This is a genomic window from Flavobacterium denitrificans DSM 15936, assembly GCF_000425445.1.
Taxonomy (GTDB): domain Bacteria; phylum Bacteroidota; class Bacteroidia; order Flavobacteriales; family Flavobacteriaceae; genus Flavobacterium; species Flavobacterium denitrificans.
Window position 1 is genome coordinate 92,873 of record NZ_AUDL01000008.1, and the last position, 17,176, is coordinate 110,048.

The 17,176-nt window shown below is 33.3% G+C and carries 16 protein-coding genes; 6 read left to right on the forward strand and 10 right to left on the reverse strand.

Going from position 1 to position 17,176, the window contains the following annotated elements; all coding sequences use genetic code 11:
• Positions 1 to 8: 8 nt before the first annotated feature.
• The gene (locus H600_RS0104060) at positions 9 to 1,691 is read right to left on the reverse strand and encodes a M23 family metallopeptidase (RefSeq protein ID WP_026727595.1); all 1,683 of its coding nucleotides are present in this window, start codon (positions 1,689 to 1,691) and stop codon (positions 9 to 11) included.
• A 179-nt stretch (positions 1,692 to 1,870) separates the two neighbouring features.
• On the opposite strand from H600_RS0104060, the gene H600_RS0104065 reads away from it, so the two are divergent.
• From H600_RS0104065 to rny, 3 genes are all read left to right on the forward strand, one after another.
• Complete coding sequence (locus H600_RS0104065) at positions 1,871 to 2,161, forward strand: hypothetical protein (protein ID WP_026727596.1); 291 nt, start codon at positions 1,871 to 1,873, stop codon at positions 2,159 to 2,161.
• 6 nt (positions 2,162 to 2,167) lie between these two features.
• Entirely contained in the window at positions 2,168 to 2,461 is a 294-nt protein-coding gene (locus H600_RS0104070) for a cell division protein ZapA (RefSeq protein WP_026727597.1), read from the forward strand.
• Positions 2,462 to 2,670: 209 nt separating this feature from the next.
• Positions 2,671 to 4,230 carry a ribonuclease Y gene (rny, locus tag H600_RS0104075; RefSeq protein ID WP_026727598.1) on the forward strand — a complete coding sequence of 520 codons (1,560 nt, stop codon included), beginning with the start codon at positions 2,671 to 2,673 and terminating at the stop codon, positions 4,228 to 4,230.
• Positions 4,231 to 4,309: 79 nt separating this feature from the next.
• On the opposite strand, the gene H600_RS0104080 is transcribed toward rny, so the two are convergent.
• The 6 genes from H600_RS0104080 to H600_RS0104105 form a co-directional block, all read right to left on the reverse strand.
• Complete coding sequence (locus H600_RS0104080; protein WP_026727599.1) at positions 4,310 to 5,830, reverse strand: PAS domain-containing sensor histidine kinase; 1,521 nt, start codon at positions 5,828 to 5,830, stop codon at positions 4,310 to 4,312.
• A 141-nt stretch (positions 5,831 to 5,971) separates the two neighbouring features.
• Positions 5,972 to 6,868: a site-specific tyrosine recombinase XerD gene (gene xerD / locus H600_RS0104085; protein WP_026727600.1), complete on the reverse strand. Its 897-nt coding sequence runs from the start codon at positions 6,866 to 6,868 to the stop codon at positions 5,972 to 5,974.
• A gap of 82 nt (positions 6,869 to 6,950) precedes the next feature.
• Entirely contained in the window at positions 6,951 to 7,559 is a 609-nt protein-coding gene (locus H600_RS0104090) for a porin family protein (RefSeq protein WP_026727601.1), read from the reverse strand.
• An 86-nt stretch (positions 7,560 to 7,645) separates the two neighbouring features.
• The gene (locus H600_RS0104095; protein WP_026727602.1) at positions 7,646 to 8,203 is read right to left on the reverse strand and encodes a porin family protein; all 558 of its coding nucleotides are present in this window, start codon (positions 8,201 to 8,203) and stop codon (positions 7,646 to 7,648) included.
• Between the two features lie 281 nt (positions 8,204 to 8,484).
• Entirely contained in the window at positions 8,485 to 9,066 is a 582-nt protein-coding gene (locus tag H600_RS0104100) for a porin family protein (protein WP_026727603.1), read from the reverse strand.
• Positions 9,067 to 9,224: 158 nt separating this feature from the next.
• Complete coding sequence (locus H600_RS0104105) at positions 9,225 to 9,728, reverse strand: porin family protein (RefSeq protein ID WP_026727604.1); 504 nt, start codon at positions 9,726 to 9,728, stop codon at positions 9,225 to 9,227.
• Positions 9,729 to 9,999: 271 nt separating this feature from the next.
• Between H600_RS0104105 and H600_RS0104110 the strand changes: the two genes are divergently transcribed.
• The 3 genes from H600_RS0104110 (at position 10,000) to H600_RS0104120 (ending at position 13,850) form a co-directional block, all read left to right on the forward strand.
• Positions 10,000 to 10,557 carry a porin family protein gene (locus H600_RS0104110; RefSeq protein ID WP_026727605.1) on the forward strand — a complete coding sequence of 186 codons (558 nt, stop codon included), beginning with the start codon at positions 10,000 to 10,002 and terminating at the stop codon, positions 10,555 to 10,557.
• Between the two features lie 128 nt (positions 10,558 to 10,685).
• On the forward strand, positions 10,686 to 11,099 hold the full coding sequence (aroQ, locus tag H600_RS0104115) for a type II 3-dehydroquinate dehydratase (protein WP_026727606.1): 414 nt from the start codon (positions 10,686 to 10,688) through the stop codon (positions 11,097 to 11,099).
• 261 nt (positions 11,100 to 11,360) lie between these two features.
• Positions 11,361 to 13,850, forward strand: coding sequence for a DUF5686 and carboxypeptidase regulatory-like domain-containing protein (locus H600_RS0104120; protein ID WP_026727607.1), 2,490 nt, complete (start codon positions 11,361 to 11,363; stop codon positions 13,848 to 13,850).
• A gap of 156 nt (positions 13,851 to 14,006) precedes the next feature.
• On the opposite strand, the gene H600_RS0104125 is transcribed toward H600_RS0104120, so the two are convergent.
• From H600_RS0104125 to H600_RS0104135, 3 genes are all read right to left on the reverse strand, one after another.
• Complete coding sequence (locus H600_RS0104125) at positions 14,007 to 14,882, reverse strand: cation diffusion facilitator family transporter (RefSeq protein WP_026727608.1); 876 nt, start codon at positions 14,880 to 14,882, stop codon at positions 14,007 to 14,009.
• Positions 14,883 to 15,038: 156 nt separating this feature from the next.
• Entirely contained in the window at positions 15,039 to 16,352 is a 1,314-nt protein-coding gene (gene murA / locus H600_RS0104130; RefSeq protein ID WP_026727609.1) for a UDP-N-acetylglucosamine 1-carboxyvinyltransferase, read from the reverse strand.
• 101 nt (positions 16,353 to 16,453) lie between these two features.
• Entirely contained in the window at positions 16,454 to 17,173 is a 720-nt protein-coding gene (locus H600_RS0104135; protein ID WP_026727610.1) for a DUF4290 domain-containing protein, read from the reverse strand.
• Between the last annotated feature and the right edge of the window lie 3 nt (positions 17,174 to 17,176).

The following is a 17,176-nucleotide window of genomic DNA, read 5'->3' on the forward strand; positions in this document are numbered from 1 at the left end:
TTGTGATTTTATTTTTGTTGACTTCTAAAAAAATGAGTTTCAAAAACTTTTACATTCCCGACATTATCAGTCACTTCAATTTTTAAATCATTGGCACCTTCAGCCACTAATGCATCATCAAAAGTATGCGTAATTTTTCTGGTTTTATTATCATATTCAAACAAAATCCAATCCCCGTTTAAATAACCGTTATACGATTTGATCCCCGCCCCAGAGTCGCTTATTGTAAATTGAATTTTTTTTACATCGCTAATCCACTTGTCTTGAATTGGCTTTGTGATCGTAATTTTTGGCGCAATCGTATCAAGAACCAACCCAAATTGTCCCAACGTTTTAGATTTTGCTGTAAAAACATCTCCTTTTCTTGACGTTGCATTATAACTTCCATTTCTTCCAATGAAAAGTTTATCTCTCAAAGCTTCTTCATAAGTATCATCTTTGATGGTCACCGTAAAATTAGAATGCACAGGAACAACATCATCATGAACATATATTTTGTTATTTTTTACATCAAAATTTAGATTAAAGTCATCGTAAAAAGTTCCGGCTGGAAAAAATACCGACATATTGTCTTTTTCAAAATTAGCATCACGATTTGCCTTAATAAAATATTGCGACGTTACAGGAGCTTCAGCAACAACTGGTGTCGCAGTATCATATTCAATGGGAACATTAATTGTAGTCATGTTTCCAAAATAATCTGAAACTTCAATTCGATACATCGAAGCTAAATTTGGTTCAACGGGAATTATTCCTCGCATCGAATCGGTTTTAATAATACTCAAAGCAAAAGGCGTTTTCATGAAAAGTTTCTGAACGCGTTGTCCTGATTTTTTATATTTAGGATAATCAATAAATGCATTTATGAATCGCATTTCATCAAATGAATAGGTATTAAACTGATAATTATAGTTTTGGTTTCCGTTTAAAAATGTAGAAACATTAAAAACCCCATTTCTATTTCCTGAAACGTCATCAAAATCGACAGCTGTTATCCCGAAGCCAATCTTGCCATTTGCCTTTACTGCTCCTGCCAAATAAGTCCCATCTTTTTGGAGCGCCAAATTCAGCATCACAGGCTGTTTCGACTTATTGACCGCCGTATTATCCATTGGATAAGCATAAAGACCGGAAACAGATGGTTTTTTAGTGTCATTTATATTTTTATCAAACCCAAAAAACATCGGGTTAATAACAAATTCTGATTTTGTGTCACGAATTTCAAAATGCAAATGTGGTCCCTCTGACGATCCTGTATTTCCAGAAAGCGCAATCAATTGCCCTTTTGTTACAGGCAACTCATCAGGTTTTGGAAACATTTCAATTTCAAAGGCTTTTTCTTTGTAATGTGTTTTTTGAATATAATCCTGAACTGTTCCAACTGCAGTCTGCAAGTGCCCATAAACCGAAGTGTAGCCGTTTGGATGTGTTATATAGATACATTTTCCGTTGCCAAAAGTAGAAATTTTAATTCTCGAGATATAACCATCAGCAACAGCATAAACATTTAGCCCCTCTCTTTGATTTGTTTTTAGGTCAAATCCAGCATGAAAATGATTGGGCCTCAGCTCTCCAAAATTCCCAGAAAGTTGCATGGGAATATCAAGCGGAGCGCGAAAGTAATCTTTAGGATATGGGGTTTGAGCAAAAATAAAATGACAAAACAATAGGGTGTACAGCGTAAATCTCATAAGCAACATTTTTGCTAAGGTAAAAAATTAAGAGCCGAAATCCGAGGATTTGGCTACAAAAATACAATTGACTGAATTTCACCTACTTGTTTATTTTAACTGCAAAAAAATCGATAAAAAATTGCATTAATAAAAAGGAATACTAACTTTGTATGATTAAGTAATGAATAGGATTTATAATGAGTGTAATTGCCGAAATAATTGATACTCTTGAATATAAAGTCGAGAAGCTTTTTGAGAAATCAAAAGGTTTGGAGAAAAACAATCAGGATTTACAATTAGAACTAGCCAAAGCTGTGCAAATTATCCAGAAACAATCTGAAGAAATTGAAGCTTTGAAGAAGCAATATGAAACACTTAAGATAGCCAATTCGTTGCTCGGCAGCGACAATAACAAGAGAGAGACAAAGCTTAAAATAAATTCATTAATTCGCGAAATTGATTACTGTATAGCACAACTATCAGATTAGTAAAACATGGACGGAAAGCTTAGAATCAAAATATCAATTGCAGATCGCGTTTACCCCTTAACGGTTGAACCATCTCAAGAAGAAGGACTTAGAAGTGCTTCAAAAAAAATTGATGCCATGATCAAGCAATTCGAAGAAAATTACGCAGTTCGTGATAAACAAGATGTATTGGCTATGTGTGCACTGCAATTTGCATCACAAGTTGAACAAAAACAAATTGACAACGCAATCGATGGCGAAGAAACTATCGAAAGAATTAAGAAATTAAATTCGCTATTAGATCAATATCTCGAAAAATAAACGTTCTTTACAGAAACTAAGATACTGCCTACATTAGTTCACAATTGGTAAACTCAACACTAACAATTTAGAATGAGCAAATCGTCGCTACTATAGTATGCCCTCCTTTTGGCTGGGAAACTTGAACAGTGAGTTAGCTCAAAACTTGTCTTTACGAGTTTATACAAGCAATTAATGTAGGCTTTTTTTATATATAAACCCTAACAAACATGAACATCATAACGATCATTATTGGTATTGTAGGAATTGCAGCAGGTTTTGCAATTGCTAAAATCATCGAGAAAAGCAATATTTCTAATCTAATTAAAAACGCTAAAAAAGAAGCCGCTTCCATTTTGAAAGATGCCAATTTAGAAGCTGAAAATATTAAAAAAGATAAAATTCTTCAAGCAAAAGAGCGTTTTATCGAATTAAAATCAGAACACGAACAAGTTATTTTAGCACGTGATAAAAAAGTTGCTGAAGTAGAAAAACGCGTACGCGATAAAGAATCTCAGGTTTCGAATGAACTTTCGAAAGCTAAAAAAGTGAATGATGATTTTGAAGCTAAAACTCAAGAATACAACAACAAAATTGAGCTTTTAGACAAAAAACAAGCTGAAGTTGACAAACTCCACAAAAGCCAATTGCAACAACTTGAGGTAATCTCAGGGCTTTCTGCTGAAGAAGCAAAAGAACAATTAGTTGAAGGCTTAAAAGCTGAAGCTAAAAGCAAAGCTATGTCTCACATTCAAGATACTATTGAAGAGGCTAAACTTACTGCACAGCAAGAAGCCAAAAAAATTATTATCAATACAATTCAAAGAGTTGGAACTGAAGAGGCGGTTGAAAACTGCGTTTCTGTTTTCAACATCGAATCTGATGATGTAAAAGGTAGAATTATTGGACGTGAAGGACGAAATATTAGAGCTTTAGAATCGGCTACTGGTGTAGAAATTATTGTTGATGATACTCCAGAAGCTATCATTCTATCTTGTTTCGATCCTGTTAGAAGAGAAATTGCTCGTTTGTCATTACATAAATTGGTTACAGACGGACGTATCCACCCAGCGAGAATTGAAGAGGTTGTTGCGAAAACAGCAAAACAAATCGATGACGAAATTATCGAAGTCGGTAAACGTACTGTAATCGACTTAGGAATTCACGGTTTACACCCTGAATTAATCAAAGTTGTGGGAAGAATGAAATACCGTTCATCTTACGGACAAAACTTATTACAGCACTCAAGAGAAGTTTCTAAACTTTGTGGCATCATGGCTGCTGAACTAGGCTTAAACGTTAAACTAGCAAAAAGAGCTGGTTTATTACACGATATTGGTAAAGTGCCAGATACAGAAAGTGATTTGCCACACGCGCTTTTAGGGATGCAATGGGCTGAGAAATATGGCGAAAAAGAAGAGGTATGCAACGCCATTGGAGCACACCACGACGAGATTGAAATGAAATCATTATTGTCGCCAATTATTCAGGTTTGTGATGCGATTTCTGGAGCTCGTCCGGGAGCAAGACGCCAAGTCCTTGATTCATACATTCAGCGTTTGAAAGACCTTGAAGATGTTGCTTACGGATTCAGCGGTGTTAAAAATGCTTATGCAATTCAAGCTGGTAGAGAACTTCGCGTAATTGTAGAAAGCGAAAAAGTTTCTGATGATAACGCGGCAAACTTATCATTTGAGATTTCACAGAAGATACAAACAGAAATGACTTATCCAGGTCAGGTGAAAGTAACTGTAATTAGAGAAACAAGAGCGGTGAACATTGCAAAGTAATTCTCTTTTTAAATAAACAAAAAAGGCTATCTTTCCAGATAGCCTTTTTTGTTTTTATGATCTTATTCGGAAAACGAAATTACAAATCGCCAAATATAATTTTAAAACTTGTACCAACTCCTACTTTACTTTCAACACAAATAGTTCCCTTCATTGCTTCGATTTGATTTCGGGTAATATACAAGCCAATTCCACGCGCATCTTCATGCTTATGGAACGTTTTATACATTCCGAATAAAAGGTCGCCGTGAACTGCCAAATCGATTCCTAGTCCATTATCTGTTATTTTTAATGACTTATGCCCTTCTGGCTCAATTGCAAAATCAAAAACAATAAGAGGATCACGATCCGGATGTGCATATTTGATTGCATTAGTCGTAAAATTCAGCAAGACACTTTCCAGATAAGCCGGATTAAAATTAATGGTCAAGTAGTTTGGAACATTATTTACAATCGTCACATTTTTTCGTTTGTCGTAACCTTTAATTGCTGCAATAGTTTTTTCAATATATTCACACAATTTCAGTGGCACAACCGCAATATTGATATTGCTTTGGGTTTTTACTATTTGCGTTAAATTCGAAATCGTATCATTCAAATCATTCGAAACCGTTCTCAAATGAATTAGCATTTCACTAACGGTCTGCTTGTCAACATCGGCATCAATAAAATCTAATATTGATTTTATATTACCCGCCTGCGTATTTAAATTATGCGAAACTATATGCGAGAAATTCAGCAAACGGCTGTTTTGATCACTATATAATTTCATTGTTTTTAAAAGCTCAAGCTCTTTTTCTTTTTGCTGAGAAATATCCGTATGTGTCCCAATAACACGCAAAGGCTTGCCATTTTCATCACGTTTTATAACTTTTCCGCGATCAAGAATCCATTTATAATTCCCACTCGATGTCATTACACGATGGTAATTCTCATAATATGGAATCTTGTTATCAAAATGTTCATGAATATCGGAGTAATATTTCGGAAGATCATCTGGATGAACAATTTTATCCCAACGTTCTGGATCGTCAAAAACATCTGTCGATTCTAATTCTAATATTTTAAGCGAAAGCGAAGAATAGAAAACTTGATTGGTTACCATATCCCAATCCCAAACTCCAACTGTTGAAGCATCTAAGGCAAATTGAAAACGCTCTTCAGAAATACGAAGCCTCTCTTCTTTATCTTTTAAATCAGTAATATCTGAAACATGCCCGTAAAATATAACACTATCATCTGGAGATAATTCAGTTTTTGAAGACACTTTAAACCAACGAAGTCCTTTTTTGGGCAAAACAGCTCTAAACTCTACTTCCCATGGCTTGATTTCTTTTCTCGCTTTTACTAATGATTGGAAAAACAAATCTCTGTCTTGCGGAAAAATTCGTTCGTAAACAATTAATTTGATATCATTTGTAAAATCCTTAGCAGAAATCTCGAAAATATCATCAGCAGATTTGCTGACCAGTGGAAAAGAATAGTTGTTGTTGTTATCGATTACAAATTGAAAAAGCAAATCGGGCATTTCAGCCAATAATTTTTTATAAAAATTATTCACTTCCAAGCAATCTTCACTTCCATATAAATCAAAAATCATATAATAACATTTATGCAAATCAGGCTAATTTTGCCTCTTAAATCTAAAAACGTGCAGTTCGTCGATTTTATTTGCTTTTAGTAGAAATTATCATACAAGATATTAATTTTTGAAATAAAAATTAACTCTGAAACAAAAAAATTACTTTCTAGGATGGAAAGAATGCATGACTTCTTTTAAAAAACTTCGATCTAAATGCACATAAATTTCGGTTGTCGTGATGGATTCGTGACCGAGCATTAATTGAATGGATCTCAAATCGGCACCGTTTTCTAAAAGATGTGTTGCAAAGGAATGACGAAGCGTATGCGGGCTAATTTTTTTGTGCAATCCGATTCTAACAGCCAAATCTTTAATAATCGTAAAAATCATGGCACGAGTAAGCTGATTCCCTCTTCGGTTTAAAAACAATGTATCTTCATGGCCTTTTTTGATATTAAGATCAGGGCGCACTTCATCTTTATAAATCTCAATATATTTTTTGGTTAATTTTCCGATTGGCACAAAACGTTCTTTGTTGCCTTTTCCTGTAATTTTTATGAATCCTTCATCAAAATACAAATCAGATATTTTTAGTGTTGTTAATTCTGAAACCCGCAAACCACAGCCATACAAAGTTTCGAGTATTGCTCTATTGCGTTCACCTTCATTCGAACTCAAATCAATTGCGGCGATTAAAGCATCAATTTCGTCAACAGATAAAGTATCGGGCAATTTTCTACCTGTTTTGGGACTTTCAATTAACTCCAAAGGATTATCATTTCTGTAATCTTCAAAAATCAAATAATTGAAAAAGCTTTTTAAACCTGAAATTATTCTTGCTTGTGAACGTGGATTTACTTCTTTTGCTACCGAATAAATAAATTGTTGCAACGTTTCATCAGAAATTTTAATTGGAGTCACATCGATTTTATTTTGCTCTAGAAAAAGGCATAACCGCTCAATATCAAAACCGTAGTTTTCAATTGTATTTTTAGACAAACCCCTCTCAATTCGCAAATACGATTGATAATCTTTTATATATCTGTTCCAGTTCATAATTACAAAGTAAACACTTTTTAGATATAAAAAAACCTTCCTGAATTTAGGAAGGTTTAAATATTTATGATGTTTTCTTAAATTAGAATTTGTACCCTACAGATAATGAAAAAACACCGTTGTGAGCTTTAACATAATCTGCTGCTTCGCCATCAATCATATTAGACAATCCAATATTATAACGAGCACCTGCTGAAAATTTATCTGTGAAATCATATCCTGCACCCAAATTAAGCCCAAAATCAACTGATTTAAAACTATCTTTCACATCCTCTTCTGCAGAATTTCCTAGCACTGTCGCTTCAGCTTTTGCACTAACTAGAAATCCAATTTGAGGACCAGCTTCAACATTAAATTTATCAACAATATAATATTTTGCCATAATAGGCAAATTAATGTAAGCTAATTTATAATCGATTTCAGCATCATATACATTACCTTCATATTCAAATTCTCCTTTTTCCTTTGCTCCTTGTGTTGAATATAAAAGCTCAGGCTGAACAGCAAATTTTTCAGAAAGTTTTATTTCAGCAAAACCCCCAACATGAAAACCAACTTTCGACGATGGATCTTCAATATCACCGGTTAAAGTAGAAAGGTTCATACCTCCTTTTATTCCAAATTTAGCATCTTGAGCGTTAGCAAATCCAAATGCCATAATTGCAGCTACAGATAAAATAATTTTTTTCATTCTTTGTTTTTATTTTTGGTTATTAAATTTCATGCAAAAGCCTTCCGCGATCAACGAAAGGCTAAGCTGTATTTTTTATGTCTTTATTAGAATTTATATCCTACAGATACTGAGAATACACCATTATTAGTTTTAAAATCAGCTTCCTCTGGAAGATCAGCAATATTTGACAAACCTACATTATAACGAACTCCAGCGAAAAAGTGCTCGGTAATATCATAACCTGCTCCAAAATTAAGACCAAAATCTACACTTTTAAAAGAGTCTTTAATATCCTCCCCTTCATTTTTTGCAGATAATAAAAATCCGATTTGTGGGCCAGCTTCAAGGCTTAACTTATTTATAACATAATATTTAGCCATAATTGGAACATTCAAATAAGAAAGCTCCAACATTGAGTCAAAACCATCTTCACTAAAATCTGCTCCTTGACCAGAGAACAATACCTCAGGCTGCACTGCAAATTTATCATTTACTTTAATTTCAGCTAAAGCGCCAACGTGAAAGCTTGTTACGCCGTCGCCATCTAAATCACCTCCAAGATTAGCAAAGTTCAAACCTCCTTTTACTCCAAATTTAACATCTTGTGCATTCGCAAATCCAAATGCCATAATTGCAACCGCAGATAAAATAATTTTTTTCATTCTTTTGATTTTTTTGTTTGGTTAAATTTAATGAGTCAAATATAGGAGCACCATAATCAAAAACATTACGGAAAAGCGTAAAAACAAAATTATTTGATGATTTTTTAAAAATTTGATTAAAGTACAACCCAATACTCCAATTACATTATTGCAAAGGCAGTCAAAATATTTCCTTTAATCTTTTCATTTTTTATTTAATCAAATTGATTGACAACAAAAAAACAATAATATACGAGCAAAAAAAAAGCCTCCATACAAGGAGGCTTTAAAAATGTTTTTTTTTATTTATTGAATTTATAAGCTAAAGTCAAAGCAAAAACACTATTTTTTGGGCTGTCGTAGTACTCATCAATATCGTCAACATCATAATCAGCAATGTTAGACAAACCAACTGTATAGCGAATTCCAGCTGAGAAATTATCTGTAAAATTGTAACCAACTCCAAAGTTAAAACCTGTATCAACAGATTTAAAATTATCTTTTACATCATCTCCTTCATTTTTAGCAGAAACTAAAAATCCAAGTTGTGGACCTGCTTCAGCAGTAAATTGTTTTGTGATATAAAATTTCGCTAAAACCGGAACATTGATATAATTCAATTTAATATCTGAATCAGCGTTTCCAAATTCAATTCTTGCTCCTTGTGCAGAAAACAAAACCTCTGGTTGGATTGATAATCTGTCAATAATTTTAATCTCAGCAAAACCTCCAATTTGATAACCAACTAAAGATTTGGTGTCCCAATAATCTCCACCAGCAAAACTTGTAATATTTAAACCTCCTTTTATTCCAAATCTTGTTTCCTGAGCATTACCAAATGCAAAAGCCATTAGTGCAATGGCAGATAAAATAAGTTTTTTCATTCTAATTTATTTTGGGTTAAAATTTAATGAATCAAATATAAAATTATCCCTACTAAAAACAAATTAGATTTTTAACAAATAAATTAGTACTGTAACAAAAAAAAAGGCCCTGCTCAAAATTGAGGAAGGCCAACAAAAACTAACTAAATGTTTTTTGTTTAAAAATGTAATGCGAATCCAATGTTAAACTGTAGGAAACTTTTATAATAATCATCATTCATAGAAATATTATAACGAAGACCAGGCTCAACAGAAACATTTTTTGCTACAAACCAAGCATATCCACCTTGCAAACCTATATAAGAAGGATTTTTATCAACATCTTTTATAGTTGCTCCTGTGTAAGAAGCTTCAAGCGGAAATTTATCCAATAAATAATATTTTGCTCCAACTTTATAAGAGAAAACATTGCTATCGCCATCATCACCATATCCTAATCCTAATTTAACAGCTAAATTATCTGCCACAAAATAACCTCCTTCAGCACCAATATTCCAAGATGTATCTCCATCTCTTGACATCAAACTAAAAGCGGTATTACCTGTTCCCGCTCCAAAAGCGGTATTAGCTTCAATTAACCATTTCCCTTTTGCTGTTTGTTCTTGTGCATTTGCAAAACCGAATGTCATAACTGCAATAGCAGCCAAAATAACTTTTTTCATAATATATTTTTTTAATTACGAAGACGAAAGTAAAAATATGCTTACTAAAAAAAATCCTCTCTAAGGTCAAAAAATAATAAAATAAGACAGAATTAAGCTACAATTAAACAACTGGAAACCAAGGAATTAACATAAATACTCAGAAAATCATCCACATAAAAGTGAGAATTTTAATAATATTATAATCTTGGATATAAAACAATAAATTATAATTAATGTAGTTTTGATCTATATAAAATAAATAAAATACCAATTTTTAAAATCATTTTTTATGAAGAAATTACTTTTAGCAGCTGTATTGTTCCTTGCAACATCAACTGCAATACACGCACAATTATTAAAAATCGGGGTAAAAGCTGGGGTTAACTTTGCAAGCCAAACAGGAGACTTTCCAGAATCAATTGACAAGGAAGGAATAACAAGCTATCATGCTGGTTTAGTTGCGGAAGTGAAATTATTGGAAAAATTTTCTATTCAGCCAGAGCTTTTATATTCTACTACTGGTGCGTCATATAAATTCGACGATGTTAGTGAAGATATTAAAAACGAATTAGGCTATATCTCGATTCCAGTTATGGCTAAATTTTATTTAAACAAAACATTTAGTTTAGAAGTGGGTCCACAGGCCTCTTTCTTAGTTAGTCAAAGAAATGATTTTGATATTGAGGATGCTGAAACATTCGAATTTGGTGTTAATGCAGGTTTAGGAGTAAAACTTACTGAAAACATCTTTTTACAAGGCCGTTATGGTTTAGGTTTGACAGAAGCTTCAAAAAATGCTGACATTAAAAATTCAGTATTCCAAATTTCTGCTGGATTCATGTTCTAAAAATAATATCACATACTTTTATAAAAACCGTTCTATTTATTTAGAGCGGTTTTTTTATTTTTACATGCTTGTGAATTGTTTTCTGTAAAATGTAAAATGATTCAATACTTTAATTTAACTAAACACTTATGAAAATCTGCATTATCAATGGACCCAATTTGAATCTTTTAGGAAAAAGAGAACCCGAAGTTTATGGAAGCCAAACTTTTGAAGATTATTTTGATACGTTGAAATCAAAATTTCCAAATATTGAACTTTCCTATTATCAAAGCAATATTGAAGGCGAACTGATTGGCAAAATTCAAGAATGCGGTTTTACCTTTGACGGAATTATTTTAAATGCTGGTGCTTATACGCATACATCAATTGGTTTAGGAGATGCAATGAAAGCCGTTACAACTCCTGTTATTGAAGTTCATATTTCAAATACTTATGCACGTGAAAGCTTCAGACATCAATCTTATTTATCTGGAAATGCAAAAGGAGTAATTTTAGGTTTCGGACTTAAAAGCTATGAATTGGCAATTCAATCTTTTTTATAAAGTATCGAATTTAAATTTTCTCTCGCAGATTTTGCAGATCAAGCGGATCTTGCTGGCGCTTAAAATATTTTCAAAGATTTAAATCTGATAGAATAAAAAAATCTGCACAATTTGCTAAATCTGCGAGAAACATTTTTTTATCTATCAGTTTTTACAATCAATTTAGATTGCAAATTCACTTCGAAACGTCTTTCACAATTTAACAAATTATTAATAGGCTCAGATTCAACTTATTCTATTTTTGTAGGATAAACCACTTACATGAAAAACTTTATTTTATCTGCCCTTTTATTTTTTTCGTTTACTGCCTTTGCGCAAATCAAAGGAACTATCACCGATGAAAAAGGAAATCCTTTGCCATTTGTTTCTGTTTTTGAAGAAAACACTTATGTTGGGACAACTTCAAACGAACAAGGAAAATATCAGTTAAATGTAAAAGAGCCCGGTAAAAACAAGATCCTTTTTCAATATTTAGGTTTTAAAACGCAAAAACTCACGGTTTCTTCAGATTCAAAAACAATCACTCTTGACGTCAAAATGTTTGAGGAAAGTTTTACTTTGAATGAAGTTGTAATTGACCCTAAAAACAATCCCGCTGATGCCATCATAAAAAGTGCAATTGCAAATAAAAAAGACAATTCAGATAAAACGGGACGCTACAAAGCCGATTTTTATTCAAAAGGAATGTTCAAAGTAAAAGATTTGCCAAAAAAAATCTTAGGGCAAAAAGTGGATCTTGGCGATGATATGGCTTCCAACCTAGATTCAACCGGAACAGGAATTTTATATTTATCTGAAACCGTGTCAAAAATCTCTTTTGAGAAGCCCGATAAATTAAAAGAGAAAATAATCGCTTCGAAAATCTCAGGAAATGATAACGGATACAGCTACAACACTGCCGAACTATCGACTTATGATTTTTATGACAATACTTTAGATTTCGACATCAAACTCATTTCTCCGATCGCCGACAACGCCTTTAGTTATTATAAATATAAACTTGAAGGAAGTTTTTTTGATGACAATAAACATCAAATCTTTAAAATTAAAGTAACACCAAAACGAGACAAAGAACCCGTTTTTGAAGGCTACATTTATATTATTGATGATAGTTTTGCCATTTATGCGATTGATTTAGAAATAAAAGGCTATCGCATGAAAAATGAATTTACCGAAATAATGAAATTGAAACAAAGTTTCAGCTATAATTCGGCGAATAAAATATGGTCAAAAAATGCGCAATCGCTTTCTTTTAACGCTGGTGTTTTCGGAATTAAATTCTCCGGAACATTTAATTACGTGTATTCCAATTATGAATTTCCGGCTTCTTTTGAAAAGAAAACTTTCGGAAATGAAATTGTGGCTTTTGAACCAAATGCGAATAAAAAAGACGAAGCTTTTTGGAATCAAATTCGTCCAATTCCATTAACTATCGAAGAAAGTACTGATTACACAAAAAAAGACAGCTTGCTCACTATCAGAAAATCAAGAAAATATACTGATTCCATTGATGCTAAAAACAATAAATTCAAAGTTTGGGATGTATTAATGGGGTATGATTACAAGAATACCTTCAAAAGCTATTCTTTTAATTACAAAGGTTTATTAAACTTGAGTTCTTTAAGTTTCAATACGGTTCAGGGATTCAATTTAGATTCTGGTTTTTCATTTAAAAAATGGAATGAAGAAAAAGGGAAAAGCACCTCTATAAGTACTACATTCAATTATGGTTTTTCAGACGATCGTTTACGTATTATAGGCGAATTCAGTCATCAATTCAACACTATAAATTACGCTTCAATTTTTGTTTCTGGAGGAACAAAAACAGCACAATTTAATAGTACAGAACCAATTACCAAATTTGTCAACTCCATAAGTTCATTGTTTTTCAAAGACAATTATATGAAACTGTACAATTTGGAATTTGCCCAAATTAATTACACTCAAGATGTTGCAAACGGAATAAACCTAAACGCAAAAATAGCTTACGAACAACGAAAACCTCTTTTCAATACAACTGATTATTCGTTTTTTAAACAAGACGATATTTATTCGTCCAATAATCCGCTGGCGCCAAATGATTTCACGACACCAGCCTTTGATCAGCATCATTTATTTAAAACTGCTTTGAGTGCGAGAATTAATTTTGGAAATAAATACATTTCGAGACCTAACGAAAGATTTAATATCAAGAACGAAAAATATCCAACTGTATATTTAATCTTCGAAAAAGCCTTTGCTGCCAGCGAGAAAAAATATGAATTTGAGCGAATTGGCGCTTCTGTCCAATATGATTTATCGTTAGGTAACAAAGGAACATTGGGAACAAATTTCAAAGCCGGAAAATTCTATAATGCTGAAAATATCGCTTTCATAGATTATAGACATTTCAACGGAAACCAAACGCACATTGGTACAACAGATCGTTATTTGAATGTTTTCAATCTAATGCCATACTATACAAATTCAACAAATGACAGTTATTTCGAAATGCATTTAGAACACAACGATATGGGATTTGTAACTAATAAAATCCCGTTGATCAATCTTTTAAAGTCAACAATGAATATTGGGTTTCATGCATTGGCAATTCCAGACCGAAAACCGTACTCTGAATTCACCGTTGGTTTAGACAACCTAGGTTTTGGAAAATTCAAAGTATTCCGAATCGATTATGTTCACTCTTACCAAGGTGGTGTGCAGCAAAATGGTGTCGTATTTGGGTTGAAGATTTTGAATGTGTTGGACTAAGGCGCTAAGGTTCTGATTTGCTAAGAATCTAAGTTTTTTCACCTTTAAAAAGTGAAATTACAAGATCTAAAAAAAGCCTTTGGTTAAACCCAAAGGCTTTTTTAGATTATACAGAATAAAACCTTAGAATCTTAGTAACTCAGAAACTTAGTATCTTCAACTATAATCATCTGGCTCAACATGTATCAAAACATGCCCAAGTTCTGGGATTTCTTTTCTTAAAGTATCTTTTAATAAGTGTGCTAAATCGTGCCCTTCTTTTACCGAAATTTTTGCAGAAACAATCGCATGCAGATCAACATGGTATTTCATTCCTGCTTTACGTATAAAGCATTTTTCTGTCCCAAGAATTCCAGGAACCAATAAAGCTTTTACGCGAATTTCTTCTACTAAATCTTCATGAAGATTTTCATCCATAATTTCGCCAAGTGCAGGTCTGAAAATCTTGTAACTATTATATAAAATGAAAAACGCAGCAAAAAGTGCTGCCCAATCATCTGCTGATTCGTAACCTTTCCCCATAACCAAAGCAATCGAAATCCCGATAAACGCCGCTACCGAAGTTATGGCATCACTTCTGTGGTGCCATGCATCAGCAGCCAAAGAAGTACTGTTTGTTTGTTTACTTCGTTTCATTACGACACGAAATGAATATTCTTTCCAAATAATAATTGCGCCCAAAACATACAAAGTCCAAGATTTTGGCAAATCATGCGAAGTACCAATATTGGAAATACTTTCGTAACCAATAATGGTTGCTGAAGTAATTAGAAATCCAACCACCAAAAAGGTAATCAAAGGTTCTGCACGGCCGTGACCGTAAGGATGATTTTCATCTGCTGGTTTATTCGAATATTTGATTCCGAATAGCACCAAAAAAGATGCAAATATATCTGTCGTTGATTCTATTGCATCAGCAATCAGGGCATATGAATTGCCAAAAAAACCTGCGAGACCTTTTATAAGTGCCAAGCAGGTGTTTCCTATTATACTAAATATAGTAGCTTTTACAGCTTTTTGTTCGTTTGTCATTTAGCGACTTTTATTTTTTTCGCCACGAATTACACAAATTACACGAAGATTAATATTTCGTTTTATTTCACTAATTTTTTCAGAATTAAACTTGTGCAATTGAATTTTAAAAAATAAAAATTAGTGCAATTCGTGTAATTCGTGGCTATAACTTTTTTACGCTCTCACGATTTTTGCTCCAATCGCTCTCAAACGCTCGTCGATACGCTCATATCCACGGTCGATTTGCTCGATATTCTGGATTGTACTTGTTCCTTTTGCAGAAAGCGCCGCAATCAATAATGAGATTCCTGCACGAATATCAGGAGATGACATTGTAGTTGCTTTCAATTGAGATTCGAAATTATGTCCCATAACCACTGCTCTGTGCGGATCACATAACATAATTTTTGCTCCCATATCGATTAATTTATCCACGAAGAACAAACGGCTTTCGAACATTTTTTGGTGAATTAAAACATCTCCTTTTGCTTGTGTTGCTACGACTAAAACGATACTTAATAAGTCAGGTGTAAATCCTGGCCATGGTGCATCTGCAATAGTTAAGATAGAACCATCGATATCCGTTTTTACTTCATATCCATCTTTGTGAGCAGGAATATAAATATCATCATTACGTTTCTCAACTGTAATTCCAAGTTTTCTAAAAGTATTCGGAATCAAACCTAGGTTTTCCCAGCTTACATTTTTGATTGTGATTTCACTTTTTGTCATAGCCGCAAGACCAATCCAAGAACCGATTTCAATCATATCAGGAAGAATTCTATGCTCGCAACCGCCAAGGCTTTCAACACCTTCAATAGTCAATAAGTTAGAACCAACTCCTGTGATTTTAGCTCCCATAGAGTTAAGCATTTTACACAATTGCTGTAAGTATGGCTCACAAGCTGCGTTATAAACTGTAGTTGTTCCTTTTGCTAAAACGGCAGCCATTACAATGTTTGCAGTTCCAGTTACAGAAGCCTCGTCTAAAAGCATATCTGTTCCTTTAAGACCTTCCTCAGGAGTTTCTACTCCGTAAAAGTGATCTTCTCTGTTATATCTGAATTTTGCTCCAAGATTGATGAAACCCTCAAAGTGCGTATCTAATCTACGACGACCAATTTTATCTCCTCCTGGTTTTGGAATATATCCTTTTCCGAAACGCGCCAAAAGTGGCCCAACAATCATAATAGAACCACGAAGCGCTCCACCTTCTTTTTTGAAGGCTTCAGTTTCTAAATATCCAACATTAACCTCATCAGCTTGAAAAGTAATTGATCCTGGCTCATTGCGTTGAATCTTCACCCCTAAATTCCCCAACAAAGTGATTAATTTATTGATGTCTATAATATCAGGAATGTTATTAATTTTTACTTTCTCTCCTGTTAGAAGCACGGCACATAAAATTTGTAATGCCTCATTTTTTGCTCCTTGCGGAGTGATTTCTCCTTTTAAAGGAGTTCCTCCTTCGATTTTAAAAATTCCCATAGATTGTTTTTAGGTTCTTTTAAAGTTTCTAAGATTCTGAGACTCTAAGATTCTAAGTAAAAACTCAGCAACTTAGTAGCTTAGTAGCTTAGCAGCTTTTTTTATTTCTGATTATTGTTTTTTTGAAAGTTTTTCTGTTTACTTCCTTTATTGTTTTTATTGTTCTGTGTTTTTGCTTGTCCTCCCTGAGTAGTTTTATTTGACACTCTTTTGTTGGTACGCATTAAATCTGTTGTGTTCAAAAGCTCTTCTGTACTGTGCAACAAATTGATTTTTCCTCCAGAAAGTTCATATAGATGCTCAAATATCACATCATCTTTTACAGTGTCTTTGTTCCAACTTAAGAAAGATTTCTTCATGTGGTTTGCAATAACCATAACCAAAGCGTTTTTCATTTCACCTTCTTCCCATTTATTGGCAACATCAATCATATATTTAATGTTGTTTCCGTAAAATCTGTATTTTGGGAAGTTTTGCGGATACTGCAAAGTCTCTGGTTTTAATTGCAGAACATCTCGTGACGGAATTGGATATGGCGATTCAACGTTCAATTTGAAATCAGACATAATAAAAAGCTGATCCCACAATTTGTGTTGAAAATCGGGCACATCACGCAAATGCGGATTCAAGCTTCCCATAACTTGAATGATGTATTTCGCAGCTTTATTGCGCGTTTCATCATCTTCAATAGCGGTAGCCTGATCGATCAATTTTTGTAAATGACGACCATATTCGGGAATTATTAATCGTTGTCTTTCAGAATTATATTCTAGATTATAGACAACATCACTTGCGGCTTCTCTTTTATATTTTTCGATCATAAG